This window comes from Qipengyuania soli (assembly GCF_015529805.1).
GTDB classification, from domain to species: domain Bacteria; phylum Pseudomonadota; class Alphaproteobacteria; order Sphingomonadales; family Sphingomonadaceae; genus Qipengyuania; species Qipengyuania soli.
In genome coordinates this window covers 768,976-792,791 of record NZ_CP064654.1, presented here as the reverse complement: position 1 = coordinate 792,791, position 23,816 = coordinate 768,976, and the positions used below count along the sequence as shown (strand labels likewise).

24 protein-coding genes and 1 tRNA gene are annotated in these 23,816 nt (G+C 62.9%); 14 read left to right on the top strand and 11 right to left on the bottom strand.

Annotated elements, in window-relative coordinates; all coding sequences use genetic code 11:
• The first annotated feature begins 20 nt into the window (after positions 1–20).
• On the top strand, positions 21–473 hold the full coding sequence (locus IRL76_RS04030) for a very short patch repair endonuclease (RefSeq protein ID WP_200983401.1): 453 nt from the start codon (positions 21–23) through the stop codon (positions 471–473).
• A 96-nt stretch (positions 474–569) separates the two neighbouring features.
• On the opposite strand, the gene IRL76_RS04025 is transcribed toward IRL76_RS04030, so the two are convergent.
• The 5 genes from IRL76_RS04025 to IRL76_RS04005 form a co-directional block, all read right to left on the bottom strand.
• A tRNA-Met gene (locus tag IRL76_RS04025) sits at positions 570–646 on the bottom strand.
• Between the two features lie 273 nt (positions 647–919).
• Positions 920–1,462 (bottom strand): 2'-5' RNA ligase family protein, encoded by a 543-nt coding sequence (locus IRL76_RS04020; protein WP_246449970.1) that lies wholly within the window; start codon positions 1,460–1,462, stop codon positions 920–922.
• The gene (gene mltG / locus IRL76_RS04015) at positions 1,459–2,433 is read right to left on the bottom strand and encodes an endolytic transglycosylase MltG (protein WP_200983397.1); all 975 of its coding nucleotides are present in this window, start codon (positions 2,431–2,433) and stop codon (positions 1,459–1,461) included. Before mltG ends, IRL76_RS04020 begins: the two co-directional genes overlap by 4 nt.
• Before the next feature lies 1 nt (position 2,434).
• On the bottom strand, positions 2,435–3,694 hold the full coding sequence (gene fabF, locus IRL76_RS04010) for a beta-ketoacyl-ACP synthase II (RefSeq protein ID WP_200983395.1): 1,260 nt from the start codon (positions 3,692–3,694) through the stop codon (positions 2,435–2,437).
• Positions 3,695–3,787: 93 nt separating this feature from the next.
• Positions 3,788–4,024: an acyl carrier protein gene (locus IRL76_RS04005; protein ID WP_006834437.1), complete on the bottom strand. Its 237-nt coding sequence runs from the start codon at positions 4,022–4,024 to the stop codon at positions 3,788–3,790.
• 151 nt (positions 4,025–4,175) lie between these two features.
• Here IRL76_RS04005 and IRL76_RS04000 point away from each other — a divergent pair, with 151 nt between their 5' ends.
• Positions 4,176–6,155 carry a serine hydrolase domain-containing protein gene (locus tag IRL76_RS04000; protein WP_200983393.1) on the top strand — a complete coding sequence of 660 codons (1,980 nt, stop codon included), beginning with the start codon at positions 4,176–4,178 and terminating at the stop codon, positions 6,153–6,155.
• Between the two features lie 111 nt (positions 6,156–6,266).
• Positions 6,267–6,698 carry a ferritin-like domain-containing protein gene (locus IRL76_RS03995; protein ID WP_200983391.1) on the top strand — a complete coding sequence of 144 codons (432 nt, stop codon included), beginning with the start codon at positions 6,267–6,269 and terminating at the stop codon, positions 6,696–6,698.
• 63 nt (positions 6,699–6,761) lie between these two features.
• Here IRL76_RS03995 and aspS read toward each other — a convergent pair whose 3' ends face one another.
• Positions 6,762–8,546: an aspartate--tRNA ligase gene (aspS, locus tag IRL76_RS03990; RefSeq protein ID WP_200983389.1), complete on the bottom strand. Its 1,785-nt coding sequence runs from the start codon at positions 8,544–8,546 to the stop codon at positions 6,762–6,764.
• Positions 8,547–8,733: 187 nt separating this feature from the next.
• Between aspS and rnd the strand changes: the two genes are divergently transcribed.
• Together rnd and IRL76_RS03980 are read left to right on the top strand one after the other, a co-directional pair.
• Positions 8,734–9,936, top strand: a complete 1,203-nt coding sequence (rnd, locus tag IRL76_RS03985) for a ribonuclease D (protein ID WP_200983388.1) — start codon at positions 8,734–8,736, stop codon at positions 9,934–9,936.
• A gap of 7 nt (positions 9,937–9,943) precedes the next feature.
• Positions 9,944–10,840 carry a hydrogen peroxide-inducible genes activator gene (locus IRL76_RS03980; protein ID WP_200983386.1) on the top strand — a complete coding sequence of 299 codons (897 nt, stop codon included), beginning with the start codon at positions 9,944–9,946 and terminating at the stop codon, positions 10,838–10,840.
• Here the strand turns inward: IRL76_RS03980 and IRL76_RS03975 are convergent.
• Together IRL76_RS03975 and pgsA are read right to left on the bottom strand one after the other, a co-directional pair.
• Positions 10,837–11,085 (bottom strand): hypothetical protein, encoded by a 249-nt coding sequence (locus IRL76_RS03975; RefSeq protein WP_200983384.1) that lies wholly within the window; start codon positions 11,083–11,085, stop codon positions 10,837–10,839. The genes IRL76_RS03980 and IRL76_RS03975 overlap by 4 nt on opposite strands.
• A gap of 62 nt (positions 11,086–11,147) precedes the next feature.
• Positions 11,148–11,741 (bottom strand): CDP-diacylglycerol--glycerol-3-phosphate 3-phosphatidyltransferase, encoded by a 594-nt coding sequence (pgsA, locus tag IRL76_RS03970; protein ID WP_200983383.1) that lies wholly within the window; start codon positions 11,739–11,741, stop codon positions 11,148–11,150.
• A 113-nt stretch (positions 11,742–11,854) separates the two neighbouring features.
• Between pgsA and IRL76_RS03965 the strand changes: the two genes are divergently transcribed.
• Positions 11,855–13,183 carry an MFS transporter gene (locus IRL76_RS03965; RefSeq protein ID WP_200983382.1) on the top strand — a complete coding sequence of 443 codons (1,329 nt, stop codon included), beginning with the start codon at positions 11,855–11,857 and terminating at the stop codon, positions 13,181–13,183.
• A 4-nt stretch (positions 13,184–13,187) separates the two neighbouring features.
• Here IRL76_RS03965 and IRL76_RS03960 read toward each other — a convergent pair whose 3' ends face one another.
• On the bottom strand, positions 13,188–13,382 hold the full coding sequence (locus tag IRL76_RS03960) for a hypothetical protein (RefSeq protein WP_200983381.1): 195 nt from the start codon (positions 13,380–13,382) through the stop codon (positions 13,188–13,190).
• Positions 13,383–13,521: 139 nt separating this feature from the next.
• Here IRL76_RS03960 and IRL76_RS03955 point away from each other — a divergent pair, with 139 nt between their 5' ends.
• Entirely contained in the window at positions 13,522–15,189 is a 1,668-nt protein-coding gene (locus IRL76_RS03955) for a thiamine pyrophosphate-binding protein (RefSeq protein WP_200983380.1), read from the top strand.
• Between the two features lie 65 nt (positions 15,190–15,254).
• On the opposite strand, the gene IRL76_RS03950 is transcribed toward IRL76_RS03955, so the two are convergent.
• Positions 15,255–15,437 (bottom strand): CsbD family protein, encoded by a 183-nt coding sequence (locus IRL76_RS03950; RefSeq protein WP_200983379.1) that lies wholly within the window; start codon positions 15,435–15,437, stop codon positions 15,255–15,257.
• 117 nt (positions 15,438–15,554) lie between these two features.
• Positions 15,555–15,962 carry an EVE domain-containing protein gene (locus IRL76_RS03945; RefSeq protein WP_200983377.1) on the bottom strand — a complete coding sequence of 136 codons (408 nt, stop codon included), beginning with the start codon at positions 15,960–15,962 and terminating at the stop codon, positions 15,555–15,557.
• Positions 15,963–16,120: 158 nt separating this feature from the next.
• Here IRL76_RS03945 and IRL76_RS03940 point away from each other — a divergent pair, with 158 nt between their 5' ends.
• The 7 genes from IRL76_RS03940 to IRL76_RS03910 all read left to right on the top strand — a co-directional run bounded on the left by IRL76_RS03940 (position 16,121) and on the right by IRL76_RS03910 (position 23,765).
• Positions 16,121–17,812, top strand: a complete 1,692-nt coding sequence (locus IRL76_RS03940; protein ID WP_246449969.1) for a putative bifunctional diguanylate cyclase/phosphodiesterase — start codon at positions 16,121–16,123, stop codon at positions 17,810–17,812.
• A gap of 50 nt (positions 17,813–17,862) precedes the next feature.
• Entirely contained in the window at positions 17,863–18,672 is an 810-nt protein-coding gene (gene dapF / locus IRL76_RS03935; protein ID WP_200983375.1) for a diaminopimelate epimerase, read from the top strand.
• Entirely contained in the window at positions 18,669–19,841 is a 1,173-nt protein-coding gene (locus tag IRL76_RS03930) for a MiaB/RimO family radical SAM methylthiotransferase (protein WP_200983373.1), read from the top strand. Before dapF ends, IRL76_RS03930 begins: the two co-directional genes overlap by 4 nt.
• Positions 19,838–20,764, top strand: coding sequence for a signal recognition particle-docking protein FtsY (ftsY, locus tag IRL76_RS03925; RefSeq protein ID WP_200983371.1), 927 nt, complete (start codon positions 19,838–19,840; stop codon positions 20,762–20,764). The genes IRL76_RS03930 and ftsY overlap by 4 nt, the downstream gene beginning before the upstream one ends.
• Positions 20,764–21,417, top strand: coding sequence for an inner membrane-spanning protein YciB (locus IRL76_RS03920; RefSeq protein WP_200983369.1), 654 nt, complete (start codon positions 20,764–20,766; stop codon positions 21,415–21,417). Before ftsY ends, IRL76_RS03920 begins: the two co-directional genes overlap by 1 nt.
• Positions 21,418–21,440: 23 nt before the next feature.
• Entirely contained in the window at positions 21,441–21,740 is a 300-nt protein-coding gene (locus IRL76_RS03915; RefSeq protein WP_200983367.1) for a putative quinol monooxygenase, read from the top strand.
• Between the two features lie 141 nt (positions 21,741–21,881).
• Positions 21,882–23,765 carry a TIR domain-containing protein gene (locus tag IRL76_RS03910; protein WP_200983365.1) on the top strand — a complete coding sequence of 628 codons (1,884 nt, stop codon included), beginning with the start codon at positions 21,882–21,884 and terminating at the stop codon, positions 23,763–23,765.
• Positions 23,766–23,816 lie beyond the last annotated feature (51 nt).

Below are 23,816 nucleotides of genomic sequence, written 5' to 3'. Positions count from 1 at the left end.
ATAATCCAGGATCAATTCACATGGCCGACATAGTAGATCCAGAAACGCGATCGCGAATGATGAGGGGCATTCGTGGCGCGAACACGAAACCGGAAATGAATGTGCGACGAAGACTGCATGCTGCCGGTTTCCGCTACGGGCTTCACCGCAAGGACCTGCCTGGCCGACCGGACCTTGTCATGCCGCGCCATGATGCGGTTGTATTCGTTCACGGTTGCTACTGGCACCGACACACGGGCTGCCGTCTCGCAACAATGCCATCCACGCGCACCGACTCTTGGGCGGCGAAATTTGCCGCCAATCAGGAGCGAGACCGTCGCAACATTACTGAGCTTCGCGGCAGTGACTGGCGGGTGGCGATCGTCTGGGAATGCGCGGTCAGGACCGCGTCCGGTGCTGACAAATCCGTTGAGGAACTGATTGAATGGCTGCTCTCCGACCAGCAGCATATCGAAATACAGCGCCCAAGCTGAAGCGGGTGCACTTCTAAAGCGTCAGATCGGTTCGATTGAATACTGGCGCGAGCGACCGCCTCGCCGTGCTAATACCTTTGGAAAGCAAGAAATTCCTGGTAGCGGAGGAGGGACTCGAACCCCCGACACGCGGATTATGATTCCGCTGCTCTAACCACCTGAGCTACTCCGCCCCGAAAGGCATGCCGGGGCGGCAAGGCCCGCACGACAGGCGGCGCATTTAGGGCGGTGTCAGCCCCCGGTCAACTGCCGAAATGGACCGATTTGCGATTATGGCACGGGGAGGGAATCCATACTCGATCAGATGAACAAGAGAGGGCACCCCTGCCGTCGGGCAAACAGTTGCAGACAGCGGATAGTTGCCACCGCCACGGCATCAGCAAGGACGAAAAGCCCGCCGGTCGCGGGGCTATTGAGTGCTTTTGGATCTCTACCGCCCATCCGCTTCAGGCTGTTGCTCGCCCGCGAAACGTAAATTGCCTGACCGGCTCCCATGGTCCACCCCGGTAGCGGAACAGCTCCAGCCCGCGAAAGGTGAAGGGTTGGTCGGGAATGGTGCCTTCAAGCTCTTCCTGCAGCGCCTTGGCCTCGCGGGCGAGCACCTTGTTCTGGATCGTGACGTGTAGGCGTGGGCGGTGCTGGTCCTGCCCGGTCAGGAGGCCGCGAAACCGGTCTGCCAGCTCGTCGCGCAGGCGCAACATTCCCTCGCTCCGGAGGCGGATGGCGGTGCCGCCGCCTAGCGGCATGATGCCCGCAACCTCCGCTGCGACGGGTGCGAACTCGCTCGCAGCTGCCTTGCAGGCCGAAACCACCTCGTCCTCGCACATCCCTGGAAGCGCGTGGAACAGCGTGACGTGCGCTTCCAGATAGTTGCGCTCGGGCGGAAAATGGGCGGTCCTCAGCGCAGTGAAGCGCGCATGCAGGTGCTCGGGCAGCTGCGCCGTCAGAATGAGCGGCGCATCGTCGCGGGGATGCGCCTGCCCGCTCACATCTCTCCGCGCTTGCGGCGGATTTCGAACCATTTGGCGACGTTTGCGTTATGCTCGTCCAGCGTCCTGGCGAAGGCATGGCCGCCCGTACCGTCCGCGACCATATAGCGTGCCTCGGTCTTGGCCGGGTTGAGCACTGCCGCGATGGATTCGCGGCCAGGGTTGGTGATCGGACCCTTGGGCAGACCGACCATCGAATAGGTGTTGTAGTCGTTGATCGCGGCGATTTCCGACTGCTTGATACGGCGACCGAGCGGCTTGCCCTTGGTGATCGGGTAGATGATCGTCGGGTCGGCCTGCAGCAGCATCCCGTCCTTCACACGGTTCGAATAGAGGCCGGCGACCATCCTGCGCTCGCGCGGGACTCCGGTTTCCTTTTCCACGATCGAGGCGAGGATGACTGCGTCCTTCACATTGTCGACCGCGATGTCATTGCCCCGCTTCGGCCAGGCTTCGGCGAGGTAGTTCTGCATCGCCGCCTGCATCCGGGCGAGGACCGCGGCACGCGTTTCGCCACGCTCGAAATCGTAGCTGTCGGGCAGCACCGAACCCTCCGCCGGGACGGGGATTTCGCCCGTGAGCAGGTCTTCCGCCATCAGGCGTTCCCACACCATGATCGAGGGCAGGCCCTCGGGGATGGTCACGAGACGGGCAAGCGCATTGCCATGCTGGAAGGTGTCGAGAATGCTGGCCGGACTCGCACCGGCGGGGATCAGGAACTCCCCGGCCTTGATCGGGTCCGACGAGCCGAAGATCTTCGCCCGCAGCAGGAAGGCATCGGCGGAAGACACGAGGCCTTCCTCCGCGAGCTTGTTGGCCACCGAGGTCAGCGACGCGCCGGAGGGCACGATGAAGTTCGTGTCCTCCTCGACATCCGCGCCGCCCCACCAGCCCGACAGGAACCATGCCGCGCCGACCAGCAGCACCAGCGCGAGGATCGCACCGAGACCCAGCGCGCCGGTCTTTTTCACGTCAGTCGACCTTCTTGACGATCAGCGATGCGTTGGTGCCGCCGAAGCCAAAGCTGTTGTTCAGCGCAGCCTTCACTTCGCGCTTCTTGGCCTTGTGCGGAACGAGGTCGACGCCCTCGGTACCCTCGTCCGGATCGTCGAGATTAAGTGTCGGCGGAACGATCTGGTCGCGGATGGCGAGAATGCAGAAGATCGCCTCCACAGCACCGGCACCGCCGAGAAGGTGACCGATGGCCGACTTGGTCGAGCTCATCGAAGCACCGCTGAGATCATCGCCCAGAACGCGCTTCACGGCGCCCAGTTCGATCGTGTCGGCCATGGTCGACGTGCCATGGGCATTGACATAGTCGATGTCACCCGGCTCCATCCCGGCCTTGCGCAGCGCCATGCGCATCGCAAGCTCGGCACCTTTGCCTTCCGGGTGCGGAGCTGTGACGTGATAGGCATCGCCCGACAGGCCATAGCCGACCACTTCGGCATAGATCTTTGCGCCGCGCGCCTTGGCGTGCTCGTATTCTTCCAGCACGACGACGCCTGCACCCTCGCCCATGACGAAGCCGTCGCGGTTCCTGTCGTAGGGACGGCTCGCCTCGGTCGGGCGGTCGTTCATGCTCATGTTGAGCGCCTTGGCCTGCGCGAAGCCGGCCACGCCAAGCGGGTTGATGGTCGATTCCGAACCACCCGCCAACATAACGTCGGCATCGCCGTCCTTGATCATGCGGGCGGCGTCACCGATCGAGTGCGCGCCGGTCGAACAGGCGGTCACAACGGCGTGGTTGGGGCCCATGAGGCCGTACTTGATCGAAACCTGGCCGCTGATGAGGTTGATCAGGCGCCCATGGACGAAGTGCGGCGAAACACGGCCCGGGCCACGTTCGGCCAGCACCAGTGATTCGCTCTCGATGCCCGGAAGGCCGCCAATGCCCGAGCCAATCGAACAGCCGGCGCGCAGCTTGAGGTCATCGTCCATGTCCGCCAGGCCCGCATCCTCGAGCGCCTGTCCGGCAGCATCGATGCCATAGATGATGAACGGATCGACCTGGCGCTGGACCTTGAAGTCGACGCGCTTGTCGGGGTCGAAACCCCATTCATGGTCCTTGGGCTTCACCTCGCAGGCGATGGTGCACTTCTGCCCCTCGGTATCGAAGCGGGTAATCTGCCCAGCCCCGCTCTTGCCCGCAATCAGGTTTGCCCAGCTCGTTTCGACATCTCCACCCAGCGGGGTGACGAGGCCAAGACCGGTAACGACCACACGACGCATGCAATTCTCCGCAAAATGACAACAGGCCCGGCCCGTTATCGGGTCGGGCCTGTCCGTTCCCGCCTCAGGGGCAGGGTCCGTTGAGCGTCAGGCTTAGCCCTTGTGCTCTTCGATATACTTGGTGGCGTCACCAACGGTGGTGATCTTCTCGGCCGCATCGTCGGGGATTTCCACGCCGAATTCTTCCTCGAACGCCATGACCAGTTCGACGATGTCGAGGCTGTCCGCACCGAGGTCGTCGATGAAGCTGGCTTCCTGGGTCACCTTGTCGGCTTCGACGCCGAGGTGCTCGACGACAATCTTCTGCACGCGGTCGGCAGTATCGCTCATTTTATTCCCTCTCGAATTCTTGGGGGTTTGAAAGTTGGGTTTCGCCCTAATGAACGGGCGCGCCCTGCGCAAGGGGCAGGATGCAACCATCGAAATTGACCTGTCATAATCAAGGCGTATTATGCCGATAAGACAGATGGAGAGAATGCCGATGAAACGCTTTGCCCTGATCACCTCCGCCCTGCTGCTCGCAGCATCGCCGTTGCCGCTGCTGGCCCAGGAAGCTGCCGAGTCGCAAGCTCCGGTGGCAGTGGAAACGGGAACCGGTGCCATGATGGTTCCGATCCCGGGTTGGGCGAGCGAGACCCGCGACGGGATGCTGGTGTTCACTGCCCCGGAAGGCGATGTCACCGCCGCCCTCGTCGCGGTCGACGCTGCCACCGACGGTCAGGATGCCGTAAAGCGGGCCTGGACGAAGTTCGATCCTGCATTCGCACGCGAAATCGAACTGGCGCAGGACCCGCCGGCGCGCGAAGGCTGGGACCAGATCACCGTCGTCAACTACAAGAGTTCACCGGCGGAAAAGGTCGCGGTCCAGGGCATCGGCCTGCGCAAGGGTGACGGCTGGACGGTCGTCCTGATCAATGGCGCGCTGGCGACCGTCGCCAAACGCGGGGCCCAGATCAACCAGGCCTTCGGCTCGTTGCGCCCGGCGGACTACGCCAAGGAAAGCTTTGCCGGAAAGGCAGCCAACGACCTGACAGCGGCGCGCATCGCCGAGCTGACCGGCTACGTCGAAAAGGCGATGGAAGGACTGGAGATTCCCGGCGTCGGCCTCGCTCTGATCGAGGACGGCAAGATCGTCTGGGAAGGTGGCCTCGGCGTGACGAGTCGCGGCGGGACGGACAAGGTGGACAAGGACACCGAGTTCATGATTGCCTCCAACACCAAGGGCATGGCCACGCTGCTGCTGTCGACGCTGGTCGACGAAGGCAAGCTGGCCTGGGACCAGAAGGTAACCGATGTCTACCCCAGCTTCCGGCTCGGCAGCGACGAGACGACATCGAAAGTCCTTGTCGAACACCTGATCTGTGCCTGCACCGGCCTGCCGCGCAAGGACATGCAGTGGGTGATGAACACCAGCCACACGACGCCTGCGAGCGACACCTTCGTGCAACTGGCCGCCACCGAGCCGACCAGCGGTTTTGGCGAGGTCTTCCAGTACAACAACCTGATGGCCAGCGCGGCCGGGTACATCGGCGGTCACCTCGTATATCCTGACATGGAACTGGGTGCGGCCTTCGACCGGGCGATGTCCGAACGCATCTTTTCGCCCCTCGGCATGACCCGAACGACCTTCGATTTCAGCAAGGCGATGGCGACCAACTGGGCCCGTCCCCACGCGCGTGGCTACGACGGCCCGGTCGAAGCGGCCCCGATGGACTGGAACTACATGGTCTATCCCTACCGACCTGCCGGCGGCGCATGGTCGAGCGCGCATGACATGGCGCTGTATACGCTGAACGAGCTCAACAAGGGCAAGCTGGCGGATGGCAGGCAGCTCGCATCCGAGAAGAACCTGCTCAAGCGCCGCCAGCACTATGTCCCGACGGGCGAGGAAAGCTGGTATGGCATGGGGCTTATGCAGAGCAGCGGTCTCGGCAAGGACGTGTTCTTCCACGGCGGCAGCCTGATCGGCTACAAGAGCAACTTCTGGTTCATTCCCGAAGACCGGGTCGGCGCGGTGCTGCTGACCAATTCGGATACCGGCCAGGCCTTGCTCGGACTGTTCGAGCGCAAGCTCATGGAAGTGCTCTACGACGGCAAGGACGAGGCGGACGAAAACCTCACCGCTGCCGTCTCGCTGGGCGCGGAAGCCCGCGAGACATTCCGCAAGCAGGTCGATCCGAAGGGCGATGCAGAGGTCCTGGCGCAGCTGGCGCCACGCTACACCAACGCAGACCTCGGCCCGCTGACGTTCGCGAAGAAGGACGGCGTTACAGTCGCCACCATGACCTCGGGCAGTTCGGCTGTCGGCACACAGGCGAACGATGACGGAACGACCTCGATCGTGATGATGGTCCCCGGCTTCTTCGGCTTCCCGCTGGTGGTGGGCGAGCGCGACGGGAAACGCGCGCTGATCCTTCTCGATGCGCAGCACGAGTACGTCTTCCTCGAAGACGCGGGCTGAAGCGCACGATAATTCGGGTGTGCGGAGTGGAGCCGCGGCAAATCGCGGGACCCACTCCGCCACATCGCTCGTTGGAGTTGCATCAACCCATTGGAAAAGGGACGCAATTCCATGAGCACTACCGTATTCAAGAGCCTCGTCGACACAACCTTCGATTCTGTCGAAGGATACCGCAAGGCAGCCGATAAGGCCGACAATCCGCAGCTGCAGCAGGCCTTGGCCAATCGCTGCCAGCAGCGCGAACAGACCCTCCAGCAAATGAACGCCGAACTCGAGCGTCAGGGCGATGAACTCGTCACTGAGGGCACATTGATGGGTGAAGCCCACCAGATGTGGCAGAGCATCACCAGCGCATTCGAAAGCAATGACGAAGCCGCCGCAGAGCGTGTCGAGGAAGGCGAAGACTACCTTCGCGGCAAGTTCGAAGCCGCGCTGCAGAGCGACCAGCTCGAAGCCAGCGAGCGCGCAATCGTCCAGCAGGCCTATGACGACATCTGCCGCGGCGAACAGTTCGGCGACAGCATCGAACGACAGTTCGACTGAGCGATATCCAACCCGCTCAAAGAAGGAGGCCCCGGAGCAATCCGGGGCCTTTTTGATTTAAGCTCAGTTACCCGGCTTGGGCGCTTCGACCGTGCGAATGTGCACGTCGCGCAGCTGGCGCGGCTCGACCTGGCTGGGCGCGCCCATCATCAGATCCTGCGCCTTCTGGTTGAGCGGGAATGCAATCACCTCGCGGATGTTCGGCTCGTCCGCCAGCAGCATGACGATGCGGTCGATACCCGGAGCCGAGCCGCCGTGCGGCGGCGCGCCGAGCTTGAATGCCTCGATCATGCCGCTGAAGTTCTCGTCGACCGATTCCTTGCTGTAACCGGCGATCTCGAACGCCTTGTACATGATGTCCGGGCGGTGATTACGGATGGCGCCGCTGGACAGCTCGTAGCCGTTGCAGACGATGTCGTACTGCCAGGCCTTGATGTCGAGCGGGTCCTGTGTTTCCAGCGCCTCCATCTCGCCCTGCGGCATCGAGAAGGGGTTGTGGCTGAAGTCGACCTTCTTCTGCTCCTCGTCGTATTCGAACATCGGGAAGTCGACGATCCAGCAGAACTTGAAACAGCCTTCCTCGATCAGGCCAAGTTCCTCGGCGACGCGGGTGCGGGCGGCACCGGCAAGCTTGGCGGCGTCCTTTTCCTTGCCCGCGGCGAAGAACAGGCCGTCGTTCTCGCCAAGGCCCAGCTCGGCGTAGAGTTTCTCCATGCCTTCGGTGCCGTGGTTCTTGGCGATCGGGCCGCCGAATTCGCCGCCCTTGCGAGTGACGTAGCCGAGCCCGGCAAAGCCTTCACGGCGCGCCCAGTCGTTCATGTCGTCGAAGAACTTGCGGCTCTTCTCATGCGTATTCGGAGCCGGAACCACGCGCACGCGACCGCCGGTGCCGACGATTTTCTCGAACAGGCCAAAGCCCGAGGTCGTGAAGTGATCGGTCACGTCGCTGATGATCAGCGGGTTGCGCAGGTCGGGCTTGTCCGAACCGTACTTCAGCATCGCTTCGGCATAGGGAATGCGCGGGAACGTGCCTGCCGGGGTCACGGTCTTGCCGCCCGAGAATTCCTCGAACACGCCCGCCAGCACCGGCTCGATCGCCTGGAAGACGTCTTCCTGCGTGACGAAGCTCATCTCAAAGTCGAGCTGGTAGAATTCCGGGCTACGGTCGGCGCGCAAATCCTCGTCGCGGAAGCACGGCGCGATCTGGAAATAGCGGTCGAAGCCCGCGACCATCAGCAGCTGCTTGAACATCTGCGGCGCCTGCGGCAGCGCGTAGAAGCGACCCGGGTGGAGACGGCTCGGCACGAGATAATCGCGCGCGCCTTCGGGACTGGAAGCGCCAAGGATCGGGGTCTGGAATTCGGTGAAGCCCTGGTCGATCATCCGGCGCCGCAGCGATGCGATGACGTTCGAGCGCAGCACGATGTTCTTGTGAAGGCGCTCGCGACGCAGGTCGACGAAGCGGTACTTGAGGCGGGTTTCTTCCGGATAATCCTCGGCCGAATTGACGATCAGCGGCAGGTCTTCCGCGCGGCTCTGGACGGTGACTTCGCGGGCGAAGACCTCGATTTCGCCGGTCGGCAGGTTCGGGTTCACCGCAACGTCTGCGCGGGCCTTCACATTGCCGTCGATGGTGACGACCGATTCCAGCTTCAGCTTCTCGAGCACGGGCAGCGCGGGGCTGTCGCTGTCGGCGACGATCTGGGTGATGCCGTAGTGATCGCGCAGGTCGACGAATAGCACACCGCCGTGGTCGCGCTTGTTATGAACCCAGCCCGAAAGACGAACGGTTTCGCCGACAGCGGCTTTCGTCAGCTGTGCGCAGTTGTGGGTACGATAGGCGTGCATCTAAATTCTTTCCATTTTCGGAGCTATGGCGCTAGGGGCGCGGCGTGATTCCTCGGGGCGCCCTCTAGCAGGAATCGCGCGCGCTAACAGGGCAAGCCCGGACATTTGTCAAGTTCGGGGGCGTTCGGGATTTGGGCCGCAGCAGGCCCGGGGGCGGCACTCCGCCCGACAGACACGAAACGATACGATGAAGATACACGACCTGATTACCACGACCGAAGCCCTCGCCGACCTGTGCGAGCGGCTGGCGAAGAGCGAATTCGTCACCGTCGACACCGAATTCATGCGCGAGAACACCTACTGGCCTGAACTGTGCCTGGTGCAGATCGCCAATGAGGAAGAAGCCGCGGCGATCGACCCGCTGGCCGACGGGATCGACCTCAAACCCCTTTGGGACCTGATGTGCGAGAACGAGGAGGTCCTCAAGGTTTTCCACGCCGGCGGCCAGGACGTCGAGATCGTCTACAATTTCACCGGCAAGACCCCGCACCCGATCTTCGACACGCAGATTGCGATGATGGCGATCAGCCAGTCCGAGCAGATCGGCTATGCCAATCTCGTCGAAAGCTGGCTCGGCTTCACGGTCGACAAGGGCGCGCGCTTCACCGACTGGAGCCGCCGTCCGCTGACCGACCGGCAGATCGAATACGCCATCGGCGACGTGACCCACCTGTCGAAGATCTTCCCCAAGATCCTCAAGAAGCTGATCAAAACCGGCCGCGGGGCTTGGCTCAATGCCGAAATGGACAAGCTCGCCGATCCGGAGAACTACGCCAATGACGCAGGGCTGGCTTGGCGGCGCATCCGTTCGCCCGGGCGCAACCCGGCAGTCCTTGGCCGCCTCAAGGCGCTCGCCGCATGGCGCGAGGCCGAAGCGCAGCACAAGAACATCCCGCGCGGCCGCATCATGCGCGACGAGACTCTGGCCGACATCGCCAGCCACCCGCCCAAGAAGCAGCCCGACCTGGTCAAGGTTCGGGGCCTGTCGAACGCTTGGAAAGACAACGACATCGGCAAGCGCCTGATGAAGGTGCTCGAAAAGGCCGAACCGCTGCCCAAGGAAGAAATGCCGGAGAAGCCCAAGGTTGGTGCTCCGCTGGGCAAGGAAGGCGCGCTTGTCGCCGACCTCCTCAAGCTGCTGCTCAAGGTTCGCGCCCGCGAGATCGATGTGGCCGCACGCCTTCTCACCCGTGCCGACGAAATGGAAGCGCTTGCCGCGGGCGTGCGCAAGCTGCCCCTTCTCGAAGGCTGGCGCTATGAGGTATTTGGCAAGGACGCGCTCGACCTGGTCGAAGGCAAGATGGCTTTCGCCGTCAAGAACGGTCGCCTGCACATGACCCATGTCGACGATGTCGAACCGCCCGTCATCGAGGCGCAGGCGGCGGAGTAGACTTCCCTTGAGCACGTACCTGCCCACGCTGAAACAGCTGCAGTATCTCGTCGCACTGCACGAGCACGGCCACTTCGGCCGCGCCGCCGAGGCGAGTTTCGTTTCCCAGTCGACCCTGTCGGCGGGCATCCGCGAACTGGAATCGCTGCTCGGCGTGACGTTGGTCGAACGCAGCCGCCGCGTCGTGCGCTTCACCGCGCTCGGCAATCAGGTGGTCGCCAAGGCTCACCGCGTCCTGCGCGAGGCGGAAGAACTGGCCGATCTCGTCCAGGCAGCGGGCAAGCCGCTCGCGGGCCAGCTACGCATGAGCGTCATCCCGACGATCGCGCCCTTCCTGCTGCCGCGTTTCCTGCCACGCCTGCGCAAGGAACGACCCGACCTCCAGCTTTTCCTGCGCGAGGAGACCAGCCACGACGCAGTCGAATCGCTTCAGCACGGCCGGGTCGATTGCGTGCTGCTCGCCCTTCCCTTCAATACGGGCGAGGTCGAGAAGGCGCACATCTCGGACGACGAGCTTTATGTAGCCTTCCCCAAGAACGATCCGCGCGATCCGCCCGAGGTCATTCCCCCAAGCATGATCGACGAGGGTCGCCTCCTGCTGCTCGAGGACGGACACTGCCTCAAGGAGCATGCGCTGGCCGCCTGCAACCGGCCCGAACTGCGCGCCTCGGCAACCATGATCGGGACCAGCCTCCACACTCTGGTGCAGATGGTCGACAACGGCCTGGGCCTGACGATGCTGCCGAAGATGGCTGTGGACGCCGGCATCCTGAACGGCACCGACGTCGTCGCCCGCCCGCTCAAGAGCAAGAGCGCGACACGCGAGATCGCGCTGATCTGGCGCAAGAACTCCCCGCGCCGCGACGATTTCGAATTGCTGGCGAAGGAATTGCGGGCCGGTTAGGCCGCAACGCGTGCCTTGAGGAAGCGATCGGCCTTCTTCACCGCGATGATCGGGACGATCACACTCAACGCGATGCCACCGAGCGAGCAGGCGGCGAGATAGATCGCCATCGGTGTCCCGCCCGAGAGGTAAAGGCCATAGAGGACCGGCGCCGCGAGGATCAGTCCGCGCACTTCATTCAGGATGAAGGCTATGGCCCCAATCTTGAGCAGGGCGGATAGAAGAAGGTGAAGCGAGGCACTCATGTGCCTGCTTGTGATGGCAAAAAGTTTATATCAGGTTGATTGCGTGCACGGGCTGGTGCGCATCAATCCATGTGCTTGAGGCCCACGCGCAGGTAGTCCCAGCCGGTGATGACCGTCAGCGCCGCAGCGGCCCACAGCGTCGTCAGGCCAACGGTATGCGGCACGTTCGCTTCAAGCTCGCCCAGCATGACCGTCCAGCGCGGCAGACCCTGCCCGAGGATGAGCGATCCCAGCGCCACCATCTGGAAAGTCGTCTTCCACTTGGCGAGTCGGCTGACCGGTACGGACACCTGGAGCGGACCGAGAAATTCGCGCAGGCCCGAAACCGCGATCTCGCGCATCAGTATGATGAGCCCGGCGACGACGTGCATGTCGCCGACATAGGGCCCACGCAGCACTCCCTGCGCCGCCAGGACGAGGATCACTGCCGCGACCATGATCTTGTCCGCGATCGGATCGAGGAAAATGCCCAGCTTCGACACCGTCCCGCTCGACCGTGCCAGATAGCCGTCGAAGTAATCGGTTATTCCCATGGCGCAGTAGAGCGCGAAGGCCATCAGGTATCCGTTTTCCCACCCAGGCCACCACAGCAGGAAGGCTAGCAGCGGGATCGCCACAATGCGCGAGAGGGTCAGTATGTTAGGAAGCGTCAGCATCTTGCCCATCCCCTAGCGCGTTGCGGCTCGCCGCAAAAGACGCCGCTTTGCCCTTGTCCGCCACGAGCATCGCTCTACACAGGGGGCCGAGAGCGGCTTTAGCCCGGGGGGTCATGACTACATCTTCGCAATTGCTGCGGTCGAGGCGGTTCCTGCCGCTGTTCATCACGCAGCTGTTCAACGCCTTCAACGACAATCTCTACAAGACCGCGATGGTCCTGTTCGTCGTATATCAGGTCTACAACGACGAGAGCCAGGAAGCGGCGTTCAGCGGGCTCGCTTCGGGCCTGTTCATCTTGCCATTCTTCATCCTGTCGGCCCTGGCCGGGCAATTGGCTGACATGCGCGACAAGGCGCGGATCATCCGCATAGTGAAGTTCTGCGAAATCATCATCATGTCGGTCGGCGCGATCGGGCTGGTGATGGCATGGAAGGGAATGGCGGTCGATACGGTCGCCATCCCGCTCTTGCTCGCCGCCCTGTTCGCAATGGGCGTTCACTCGACCTTCTTCGGCCCGATCAAATACGCCATCTTGCCCCAGCATCTCGCGAAGGAAGAGGTGCTCGCAGGGACCGGCTGGGTAGAAGCGGGGACATATGTAGCGATCCTGGCAGGGACAATCCTTGCCGGCTGGATCGAGGTCGAGGTCGCCGCCGTCGGGATCATCCTGACCGCAATCATTGGGTGGGTCATCAGCCTGCAGGTACCCCCTGCGCCGCCGCAAGGTGAGGTCGAAAAGCTGGACTGGCACATCCTGCGAGCATCGGTGAAGCTGGTGCGCGACACCATGCACAATCCCGAAGTGTTCTATGCCATCCTCGCGATCAGCTTCTTCTGGACCATCGGCGCGGTGCTGTTCATCCAGTTTCCGCCACTAGCGAAGAACGTAATCATGGCCTCGAAAGAGGTGGCAAGCCTGTTCCTGGTCGTCTTTTCCGTCGGGGTAGCAATCGGATCGGTAGCGGTTAACCGCCTGCTCAAGGGCTCGGTCTCGGCACGCTACGCTTCACGCTCGGTGCTCGTCATGGCGCTGTTCGTCGTGGCCTTCTACGTCGTCTGCAAGATTTGGGCGACCGAGGCTCCGGACCAGCTGCTCGACGTCCCGGGCTTCATCGCCTGGCCAATGGCGAGTCTTCTCCTGCTGTGCCTGCTGGGCGTTGCTGTGGCCGGCGGCATGTTCGTCGTGCCTCTCTACGCCTTCCTCACCACGCGCGTCGCGCCCGACAAGGCATCGCGCACGATCGCCGCCAACAATATCGTGAATTCGGGGGCGATGGTCGGCGGCTCTCTGCTCGCAATGGCGATGAGCGCGGCCGGTGTACCGATCGTCGAACAAGTCCTGATCAGTGCGGGGATGTGCCTGTTCTCCGCATGGCTCGGCAAGCGTCTGCACCAGGCAGAAGAAGTGGCCGCCGAAGCGACGCTGGCTGCCGGACCCTAGCTTTTCAGACGATGAAGGCGAGAACAGCTGCGACTGTAGCGAGATAGGTCGTTGCGACACCCCGAACGTCGTCTGCAGTAAGCTTCCAGCTCACCGGTTCGGTGGCAGGAATGTCGGCGAAGGCCACCCGGCGCTGCGGCAGGCTCGCCCGGAACCAGTGCCGGGCCGTTTCGCTCGAAAGGACAAGTGCGCGTCTCATGATGGTGAGTTAACGCTTATTTAACGCTTCGGTATCCTGCACTTTTTCAGCTGTTCCGAAGTGACACGATTCACGCGAAATTAACCATATTCCTGACGGTGATTGCGAAGTTTCGAGCGGCGGGCTAACCGCCTCGCCCATGAGAGCAACAGCTACGCCAGAAGCCGCCCGACTCCTCGTCGATTGCCTTGCAGTGCAGGGCTGCGACCGGATCTTCACCGTTCCAGGTGAAAGCTTCCTCCAGGTCCTCGACGGTCTTGGCCAGCAATCCCAGATCGAGGTCGTGACCTGCCGTCAAGAAGGCGGCGTGGCGTTCATGGCCTGTGCCGATGGAGCAATGACCGGTCGCCCGGGCGTGGCCTTCGTGACTCGCGGTCCGGGTGCGACCAACGCCAGCATAGGCGTCCATGTCGCGATGCAGGATTCCCAGCCGATGATCCTCTTCGTCGGCGACGTCGACAGCGAGATGCGTGACCGCGAAGGCTTCCAGGAAGTCGATTTCGCGGCATTCTTCGGACCCATTGCCAAGTGGGCCGCGCGGATCGACTCGGCCGACCGCATTCCCGAGTACGTCGCCCGCGCCTACGCAACCGCGATGTCGGGTCGCCCTGGCCCCGTCGTCCTCGCGCTGCCTGAGGACATGCTGAGCCGCGATACCGACAGCACGCCGCGCCCGCGTGTCGAACGCCCCGCACAGGCCCCCTGCCCTGACGCCATCCAGACCATGATGGCGATGATTGCCGATGCCGCTTCCCCGGTGGCGATCATCGGCGGCGCAGGATGGAACGCCAAGGCGCGCGAGCATTTCCAGCTCTTCGCCGAGCGCCTCGGCATCCCTGTGGCCACGGCTTTCCGCCGCCAGGACGCGATCGCGCCGTCGAGCCCGGTCTATGCCGGCAACCTGGGCTATGGCCCCAACCCCAAGCTGGTCGAGCGGGTCAAGAATGCCGACCTCATCCTTGCGGTGGGTGCACGGCTGGGCGAGGCGACCACCGATGGCTACACGGTGCCGCCGCTGACCGCGCCCGACCGCAAGCTCATCCACATTCACCCGGACGCGGACGAACTGAACCGGGTCTATCCGGCGGACCTCGCCATCTGTGCCGGCATGGACGAATTCGCCGAAAGTGCCGCGCTGTGGGACGAAGGCGATGCAATCGACTTCGACGCCGGTCGCGAGGCGCATGCGGAATGGGAAGCATGGGCCACCGCGCATCCCAACGGCCACAAGCTCGACATGGGCCAGTGCGTTCAGTTCATGCGCGACACCTTCCCGGCGGACACGATCGTCTGCAACGGTGCCGGGAATTTCGCCGGCTGGTGGCACCGCTACTGGCGCTATGCCGGATACCCCAGTCAACTTGCCCCGACCTGCGGCGCGATGGGTTACGGCGTCCCGGCCGCAGTATCGGCAGCGCTTCGTCATCCTGAACGCATGGTTGTCTCCATCGCGGGTGATGGCGATTTCCTGATGAACGGTCAGGAACTCGCCACCGCGGTCCAGCATGGCGCGAACCTTCTCGTTATCGTCGTCGACAATGGTGCCTATGGTACCATCCGCATGCACCAGGAGCGGGAGTTCCCGGGCGAGGATCGCATCAGCGGCACACGGCTCGCCAATCCCGACTTCGCGGCTTTAGGTGCGGCCTTCGGTGGCTGGACTGCGCATGCTGAAACGACCGACGAGTTCAAGGCTGCTCTCTCCGAAGCACAGGGACGCACCGGCCTGCGCCTCATCCATTGCCTGATCGACATCGAGCAGCTTGCGGCAAGCGGCGCCAGTGTGAGCGGGCTGCGCAACCGCTAAACGGCGAAAGGGCCGTCTCCCGGTGGGAAACGGCCCTCTCTCGCTGCTGCAAGCTGTCAGCGAACTCAGATGTCGTTGCCGAGCGCGCCTTCGACTTCGCCCTTGAACTGCTGGGCTTCGCCCTTGCGTTCCTGGCCTTCACCCTCGCGTTCGAGGCGCTCGTTGCCGGTCATTTCACCGACCGCCTGCTTGGTGTTGCCGGCCAGTTCGTTGGCATTGCCTTTGATCTTTTCGCTAAGTTCGCCCATGTGGCGTCTCCTTCTGTCTGATGCACCAAAACCGGCGCGTTTACAGTAGGATAATGCCCCGTCTGGAGCCAACGTTCCGGACGTTGCGGTAAGCCGGTCCGGGTATGCGACGGGAGCCTACGCTCCCCCCATCTCCAGAATTACGGTCCATTCTTCGGGTGTCAGTTCCGCGACAGAAAGACGCGAGAGTTTGATCAGTTCGCATTCGGCCAGGCGGGGCTCAGCCTTGATTGCCTTCAGCGTCACCGGCTTCGGGATGACCGATTTGGGCTTCACCTTCACCGCTGCCCATTTGCCTTCCGGGTCGGTGGGGTCGGTCAAACCGGACTCGCTGATCTCGACGATGCCGACGATTTCCTTCCCGATGTTGGAGTGATAGAAAAAGGCCTGGTCGCCGACTTCCATGGCCGCGAGATTGTTCTTGGCCCTGTGATTGCGCACGCCGTCCCACGTGCCTTCCCCTTCGGCATTCAGGTCATCCCAGCTGTAGGCGTCGGGTTCCGATTTCATCAGCCAGTAACGCATTTTCGCGAGCTCATCCCTTTCTGCCGGTTCGGTATGCAGCCGCACCTAGCCTTCAGGGCGTCGACTGACCAGAGTCACAGGCATGGCAACCCGGCAATTAACCGCTTTTTAGTCGCGAACCGCTAGTTCGGAGGACCAGTGAACACCAGGGGGCGGGCTTGGCCGCGAACAAAAACACGAACACGGGTGGCGCAGACGTGCAATCGACGGCGAAAGACGTTCGCCGCGATCACGATGTCGTGACATTGGGGATCGCGATCGCTGCCGTCATACTCTTCGTCGGCACCGCCGGCGTCGCCGTACCAACGCTGATGCGTAGCTGGATCCATTCAGCTCCGTCTCCCGACCTAATTCTCACAAATGCGCTGCTGCTCAACATTGCGTTGATCCTGCTGGGCTGGAATCGCCTGAAGGCCCTGAATTCCGAGCTGGAGACCCGCCGCCGTTCCGAGGAAGAAGCTCGCAAGCTTGCGGATCTCGACCATCTGACGGGATGCTACAACCGTCGCAGCTTCACTGCGGCGCTGGGCCACTTGTTGACCGATGGGGTCGGTAATGAACGCGCGCTCGCCGCGATAGCGCTCGACCTCGACAACTTCAAGCAGGTCAATGATCTCAACGGACACCAGGCCGGGGACGAGGTGCTGCGCAGTACCGCTGCACGCATACTCAAGCTCCTGCCCGAAGGGGCCCTGCTTGCCCGCCTTGGCGGCGACGAGTTCGTCTGCGTGGTGCCCTATCACCCGCAAGTACCTGATCGCATCGACCAGCTTGCCACCCGTATCATCGAGCAGGTCGCCAGTCCCGTGCTCCATGAAGGTAGCGCGGTTGACGTTACCATGTCGGTCGGCATCGCTTCGAGCATCCAGATAGAAGATACGAACCTTGGCGAGTTGTCCGCCCAACGCCTCATGCACAAGGCGGACATTGCGATGTATCATGCCAAGAAGCAGGGGAAGAACCGCTTCTACTGGTTCGAAATGCCGATGGAGAACGAGCTGCGCTTCCGCAACGAGCTGGAAGCAGGCATCCGCCGCGGTATCGCGTTGGGCGAGTTCAAACCCTACTACGAACAGCAGGTCGACCTCGAAAGCGGCCAGTTGGTAGGTTTCGAGATGCTGGCCCGTTGGGAATCGCCCGAACTCGGTCTCGTCGGTCCCGATATCTTCATCCCCATCGCCGAGGAGATCGGCGTTATCGGCGAGCTCAGCGAACGCCTGATCGCCCAGGCCTTCGAAGACGCGAAGGAGTGGGATTCGGAAATCTCCCTGTCGGTGAACATCTCGCCGGTACAGATGCGCGATCCGTGGTTTGCCCAGAAGCTGCTCAAGCTGCTGGTCAAGCACCGCTTCCCTGCCAACCGGCTCGATATCGAGATCACCGAGAGCTGCCTGCACGAGAATATCGGCATGGTCCGCTCGATGATCACCTCGCTGCGCAACCAGGGCGTGCAGGTCAGCCTCGACGATTTCGGCACGGGCTACTCGAGCCTGTCGCAGCTGCGCAGCCTGCCTTTCGATCGCCTCAAGATCGACCGCAGTTTCATCTCCGAGCTCAAGGAATCGGATAATCGCGGCAAGCTGGTCGATGCGATCATTTCCATGGGCGACGGCCTAAAGCTTCCGATCACCGCAGAAGGCGTGGAGAACGAAGCCGTTCTCGAAGCGCTCAAGGGCATGGGAAAACTCAAGGGACAGGGATACCACTATGGTCGCCCGGAGCCGGCCGACAAGGTGATCGAACGCCTCGCTGCGCAGGACCGCCTCGCCAAGACCTCGCTGGAGAACGTCACCGAAGTCGATTTCAAGGCTGCAGACGAAAAGCGCGGCGGCGGCAAGAAGGCCGGCTGACGCGCTGGCCACTGGACGCTGCGCGCGCCAGTGCATAGATGCCGCGCACGATGCGCGTCGATTTCACCAAGATGCACGGCCTCGGCAACGACTTTGTCGTGCTGGACGCGCGTGCCGCACCTCTTCCAGCGATGGACGAAGCGACGGCGCGCGCCATAGCCGACCGGCGCACGGGCATTGGCTGCGACCAGCTGATCCTGCTCGAGCCGAGCGATACCGCAGATTTCCGCATGCGGATCTTCAACCATGACGGCAGCGAGGTGGAAGCCTGCGGCAATGCCAGCCGCGCGGTAGCGCTCCTGCACGGATCCGCGGCAAGGGTCGAAACCTCGGGCGGGGTCATTGCGGTCGAACCGCGTAATGGCGGCGCGAGCGTGGACATGGGAGAACCGCGCTTCGATTGGGACGCGATACCGGTGGCCTACGCGATGGACACGCTGCGAATGCCTGTGGGATGGGAAGGCCTCGAAGCGCCCGGAGCGGTCAATGTCGGCAATCCGCATGTGATATTTTTCGTGCCCGACACCGACGCCATCCCGCTCGGCGAAATCGGTCCGGAGATCGAGAGCGACCCGCTCTTTCCCGAGCGGATCAACGTCAACATCGCCACCATCGTCGACCGCCAGCACATCCGCTTGCGCGTATGGGAACGCGGTGCGGGCCTTACCCGCGCCTGCGGCACCGGGGCATGTGCCACGGCAGTCCATGCCATGCGGCGCGGGCTGGTCGAGCGCGAAGTGACCGTGACGCTGCCCGGCGGCGATCTCGAGATCGCGTGGGACGAGGGCAACCGCATCCACATGACGGGCCCTGCGACTGAGAGCTTTCGCGGCAGTTTCGAGTGGGGCGACTTCGCTTGAGCGCACCGCAGGTCATTTCGCTCGGCTGTCGCCTGAACATCTCCGAAAGCGAGCAGATTCGCGCGATGCTGGCGCAGGAGCGTGATCTCGTGGTCGTCAATAGCTGTGCCGTCACCAGCGAGGCTGTGCGCCAGACGCGGCAGGCCATCCGCAGGGCGCGGCGCGACAATCCGGCGGCGCGCCTGCTTGTCACCGGCTGCGCAACGGAAGTCGAGCGCGAGCAACTGGCCGCCATGCCCGAGGTCGACGGCTTCGTCGCCAATACGGCCAAGCTCGACCCGCGCGCGTGGAACGTACCCGCCGCGGTGCCTGCCCCGCAGGACCGTACCCGTGCCTTCATCGCGGTGCAGAACGGTTGCGACCATGCCTGCACTTTCTGCATCATCCCGCAAGGGCGCGGGCCGAGCCGTTCGCTGACCATCGCGCAAGTGCTTGCCGAGGTGGAAAGGCACCTCGAATACGGCGCATCGGAGGTGGTACTGACCGGGGTCGACGTCACCTCATGGGGTCACGACCTGCCCGGAAATCCGCCACTCGGCGAGCTCGTACAGGCAGTGCTCGACACTTTTCCGAACCTCACCCGCCTGCGCATGTCGTCCCTCGACGGGATCGAGATCGACCCGCTGCTGTTCGAACTTTTCGCCGGCGAGCAGCGGCTGATGCCCCACCTGCACCTCTCGCTCCAGCACGGGCACGATCTCGTCCTGAAGCGCATGAAGCGGCGACACCTGCGGCACCATGCTGTAGACCTTGTAGAGCGTCTCGTAGCGCTCCGCCCCGATCTTGCAGTGGGTGCGGACCTGATCGCGGGCTTCCCGACAGAGACCGACGACCATCACGCGGCGAACCTGTCGATCGTCCGCGACCTGCGGATCGTTCACGGCCACATCTTCCCCTACTCGCCCCGCCCCGGCACCCCTGCCGCGCGGATGCCGCAGGTCGAGCGCGAAACCGTCAAGCGCCGCGCCGCCCAACTTCGTGCGGTCGCCACGCAGACCCGCGACGAGTGGCTGGCGTCGCTCGTCGATAAGCCGCACAGCGTCCTCGCCGAGCGCGACGGGACGGGCTACACCCCGCACTTCGCACGCGTCGCCCTGCCCCATGGGACCACGCCCGGTGAAATCCTCACCGTCACGCCGCAACGATACGAGAATGGCCTGCTGCAATGAGTGACAAACCGAGCTGGACCGAACGCCTGTTCGGCGGCTTCCGCAAGACTTCCGAGAAGCTGACCGCCAATCTCGCCGAAACGGTGAGCAAGGCGAAGCTCGACGATGCGACGCTCGACGATGTCGAGGATGCGCTGATCCTCTCCGACCTCGGCCCTTCCGCTGCTGCGCGCATCCGCGAGAAGCTGCGCGAGAAGCGCTTCGGCCTCGAAATCAGCGAGAAGGAACTGAAGGAAGCCGTGGCCGAGGAAATCGCCGCGATCCTGCGTCCGGTGGCGAAACCGCTCGAGATCACTGCCTTCCCGCGTCCGCAGGTGCTGCTGGTGATCGGCGTCAACGGCAGCGGCAAGACCACCACCATCGCCAAGCTCGCGCACCTCTTCCAGGAAGACGACTATGCCGTGATGCTGGCGGCAGGAGACACCTTCCGCGCCGCCGCCATCGGCCAGCTGGCCACCTGGGCAGAGCGCGTCGGCGTCCCCATCGTGCGCGGACCCGAGGGCGGCGATCCGGCGAGCATCGTGTTCGACGCGGTCAAGCAGGCGACCGACGTCGGCACCGACGTGCTGATCGTCGACACCGCCGGCCGCCTCCAGAACAAGCGCGAGCTGATGGACGAACTGGCCAAGATCCGCAAAGTCCTCGGCCGTCTCAACCCCGAGGCGCCGCACGATGTCGTGCTCGTGCTCGATGCCACCAACGGGCAGAACGCGCTCGCGCAGATCGACGTGTTCAAGGAAGTCGCGGGCGTCACCGGCCTCGTCATGACGAAGCTCGACGGCACCGCGCGCGGCGGCGTCCTGGTGCAGGCGGCAGAACAGTATGGCCTTCCCATCCATGCCATCGGCGTGGGTGAGAAGATCGACGATTTGCGCCCCTTCGACCCCGACCTTGTCGCGCGCGTAATCGCGGGAGTGGCCTGATGAGCGAAGCCCCAGCCGCCAAGCCGAAACCGAAGTCCGGCTGGCTCAACATCCTCGTCGACTATGGCCCGTTGCTGGTCTTCCTCGGCGTCTACAAATTCTACCAGCCGCCCGTCGACCACACCTTCGGCGAGATCGCGGCAGTGATCTACGGCACCATCGCCTTCATGATCGCGGCGGTCGTCGCGCTGGCCTTCAGCAAGTGGAAGTTCGGCCACGTCTCGCCGATGCTGATCCTTTCGACCACGCTGATCGTCGGCTTCGGCGGCCTGACCATCTGGCTGCAGGACGAGAAGTTCATCCAGATCAAACCGACCGCGATCTACCTGCTGTTCGGCGTCCTGCTGATCGGCGGCTGGCTGCGCGGCAAGGCGCTGCTTCAGGTCCTGCTCGAAGCCGCCTTCGAAGGCGTCGACCAGGAGGGCTGGCTCAAGCTGTCGCGCAACTGGGGCGTGTTCTTCTTCGCCCTCGCCGCACTCAACGAGGTCCTGCGCATGCAGCTGAGCTTCGAAAGCTGGCTCTGGGCCAAGCTGTGGGTGTTCATGCCGCTCAGCTTCCTCTTCACCTTCACCCAGATCCCGATGCTGCTGAAGCATGGGCTGGCACTCGACGATGTCGACGAGGTGGCCAAGGACGAACCGCCCACGGCGTAGCAAACAGGGGCGCGAGGGACTCTATGCTGCTGATCGTTGGCACTTTCCGGCTGCCGCCCGAGAACCTCGCTTCTGCGCGGCAAGCCATGAAATCGATGGTCGATGCCAGCCGCGCTGAGCCCGGTTGCCTCCAATACGACTACGCCGAAGACGTCTTCGATCCGGGCCTGATCCACGTAATCGAACGCTGGGCCGATCGTCCGGCCCTCGACGCACATTTGGCGTCGGACCACATCAGTGCATGGCGCGCCAGCTGGAGCGATTTCGGCATCGGCGACCGCGACTTGTGCCTGTTTGAAGGCGACGATCCGAAACCGGTCTGACGCCACCATGCGGTGCCCCAAGACAGCTTCCCTGTCCCGGGCGGGAGATGGGGCCGAACGGTCTTCGCTTGCAATTCTCCCGGCAGGATTAAATATCGGGCCACATTCGGCGCAAGGCAGCTTGCGTGGTGGGAGGCGTGCTTGTCTGCACCAGACATCTTCCTGTCTTACAGCCATGAAGACGCGAAGCGCGCAAAGCTGTTCGCCGATGCCTTGGCGGGCGAAGGCTTCGAAGTGTGGTGGGATATCGCCCTGCGCACGGGGGAAACTTTCGACACGGAAATCGAGCAGGCGCTAAAGGCCGCCAAGGCGGTGGTAGTGTTGTGGTCCAGGAGTTCGGTGGACAGTCGCTGGGTCAGGGCGGAAGCGACTTTCGCGGACCGATATCGAACATTGGTCCCCGTCATGATCGAGCCATGCGACAGGCCGATCATGTTCGAACTGACGCATACGGCAGAGCTTTCGCACTGGCTGGGTGACCTTTTCGATCCTGCCTGGCGTGTTTTTCTTGGCGACGTGCGCACCTGCGTCGGCCTTTCGCAATCACCCCTGACCAAGGCTTCGGCCCGCGATCCGCTTCCGCCAATCGATCAGCTGGCGGTTGCGGTTCTCCCATTCGTCAACATGAGCAGTGATCCGGAACAGGAACACTTCAGCGACGGGATTACCGAAGACATCATCACCGACCTCTCGAGGGTTTCGGAACTGAGAGTCATTCCGCGCAGTTCGGTCTTCACCTTCAAGGGCAAGAATGTCGACACGGCTGTGATTGCACGCCAGCTCAATGTGACCCACCTGCTTGAAGGCAGCGTGCGCAGGTCTGGCAATCGCGTGCGCCTCACTGCGCAGCTCATCGATGCCGCAACCAGCAATCATGTCTGGGCACAGCGCTACGATCGCGAATTGAGTGACATCTTCGATCTGCAGGATGAGTTGTCGACAGCGATTATCGAAGCATTGAAGTTACGGCTGGTCCCGACGGCACCGGGTACATGTGCCTTGCCAGGCACGCGAAACCTGGAAGCTTACGATCTCTTCAACCGGGCAAGGGCCTTGGCCGGAACGATGGAGATCGCCAGGCTCTTCTCCGCACCGGATCTCTATCGCCAATGCCTGGCGATCGATCCGGACTTCGGTCAGGCCTGGGTCGACTACGGACTGACCCTGTTTACCGTGCTGACCTACATGCCCAAGAACCTCTTCGACAGCTGGGAGGACCTCGACCTTGCGTGCAAAAGGTCGATCGAGCTGGCGCCGGATAACAACACCAGCCTCAGCCTGACTGCCTACAAGGCACAATGGGAATACGATTGGCCAGCTGCCGCCGCGGCGATTTCACGGATTGAGACAATTCCGGACTGGTCTACCGGTTTGTTGTCTGTTCAATGGGGCTTGGGGTATCTGGCCGATGGCATCGAGACGTGTCTAGCCTGGTGCAAGTCGGAACCAATGATCCTGCAAAGTTCCCTGTCGCTGCAGATGGCGTTCGACCTCGCTCATCGTCCAGAGGAAGCGGCTAGAGAATACATCCGCAGCAAGAGCTTGCTGGGCTCTCGTTCGGCGACCGACCTGTTCGCGATGTACAGAGCGATGGTAGCCGGCGACCACGATGCCGCTCGGGGTCATCTGCAAGCGATAGTCGATCAAGGCGAATTCCCGGGAGTGTTCTGGCAGGATGTCCTGGACCGCTTCGACGATCCGCCAAATGCTCTCCAATACCTGCGTGGTGACTTTTCGAATCCTGAAGCGGATCACACGCTGCGTATGCTGTTGATTGCCGAGTTTGCCGCCTACTTCGGAGACGAAGACCTTGCGTTCGCCGCCCTTCGCAAAGGGCTGGTCGAGCAAAGGCACGGCTTCGGTGTCATTCACCTGTGGTTCCCGATTTATCGCGAACTGCGCAAGAGCCCGCGCTTCAAGCAGATATTGGTCGACATCGGACTTGTCGATTTCTGGCGAAAGAGCGGCAGATGGGGCGACTTCGTCCGGCCACTGGGTGACGACGACTTCGAGCTGATTGGCTGATGATCCGGACGTGCGGTTCCAGCCCGCCGACAGGTGGCGAGCTGCACCTTG

What these genes read in the sequence shown, in the direction of transcription:
- IRL76_RS04030 (WP_200983401.1), top strand. Translation starts at nt 21, where the DNA reads ATGGCCGACATAGTAGATCCAGAAACGCGATCGCGAATGATGAGGGGC.
- fabF (WP_200983395.1), bottom strand. Translation starts at nt 3,694, where the DNA reads ATGCGTCGTGTGGTCGTTACCGGTCTTGGCCTCGTCACCCCGCTGGGT.
- IRL76_RS04005 (WP_006834437.1), bottom strand. Translation starts at nt 4,024, where the DNA reads ATGAGCGATACTGCCGACCGCGTGCAGAAGATTGTCGTCGAGCACCTC.
- IRL76_RS04000 (WP_200983393.1), top strand. Translation starts at nt 4,176, where the DNA reads ATGAAACGCTTTGCCCTGATCACCTCCGCCCTGCTGCTCGCAGCATCG.
- IRL76_RS03995 (WP_200983391.1), top strand. Translation starts at nt 6,267, where the DNA reads ATGAGCACTACCGTATTCAAGAGCCTCGTCGACACAACCTTCGATTCT.
- aspS (WP_200983389.1), bottom strand. Translation starts at nt 8,546, where the DNA reads ATGCACGCCTATCGTACCCACAACTGCGCACAGCTGACGAAAGCCGCT.
- rnd (WP_200983388.1), top strand. Translation starts at nt 8,734, where the DNA reads ATGAAGATACACGACCTGATTACCACGACCGAAGCCCTCGCCGACCTG.
- IRL76_RS03975 (WP_200983384.1), bottom strand. Translation starts at nt 11,085, where the DNA reads ATGAGTGCCTCGCTTCACCTTCTTCTATCCGCCCTGCTCAAGATTGGG.
- pgsA (WP_200983383.1), bottom strand. Translation starts at nt 11,741, where the DNA reads ATGCTGACGCTTCCTAACATACTGACCCTCTCGCGCATTGTGGCGATC.
- IRL76_RS03965 (WP_200983382.1), top strand. Translation starts at nt 11,855, where the DNA reads ATGACTACATCTTCGCAATTGCTGCGGTCGAGGCGGTTCCTGCCGCTG.
- IRL76_RS03960 (WP_200983381.1), bottom strand. Translation starts at nt 13,382, where the DNA reads ATGAGACGCGCACTTGTCCTTTCGAGCGAAACGGCCCGGCACTGGTTC.
- IRL76_RS03955 (WP_200983380.1), top strand. Translation starts at nt 13,522, where the DNA reads ATGAGAGCAACAGCTACGCCAGAAGCCGCCCGACTCCTCGTCGATTGC.
- IRL76_RS03950 (WP_200983379.1), bottom strand. Translation starts at nt 15,437, where the DNA reads ATGGGCGAACTTAGCGAAAAGATCAAAGGCAATGCCAACGAACTGGCC.
- IRL76_RS03945 (WP_200983377.1), bottom strand. Translation starts at nt 15,962, where the DNA reads ATGCGTTACTGGCTGATGAAATCGGAACCCGACGCCTACAGCTGGGAT.
- dapF (WP_200983375.1), top strand. Translation starts at nt 17,863, where the DNA reads ATGCGCGTCGATTTCACCAAGATGCACGGCCTCGGCAACGACTTTGTC.
- ftsY (WP_200983371.1), top strand. Translation starts at nt 19,838, where the DNA reads ATGAGTGACAAACCGAGCTGGACCGAACGCCTGTTCGGCGGCTTCCGC.
- IRL76_RS03920 (WP_200983369.1), top strand. Translation starts at nt 20,764, where the DNA reads ATGAGCGAAGCCCCAGCCGCCAAGCCGAAACCGAAGTCCGGCTGGCTC.
- IRL76_RS03915 (WP_200983367.1), top strand. Translation starts at nt 21,441, where the DNA reads ATGCTGCTGATCGTTGGCACTTTCCGGCTGCCGCCCGAGAACCTCGCT.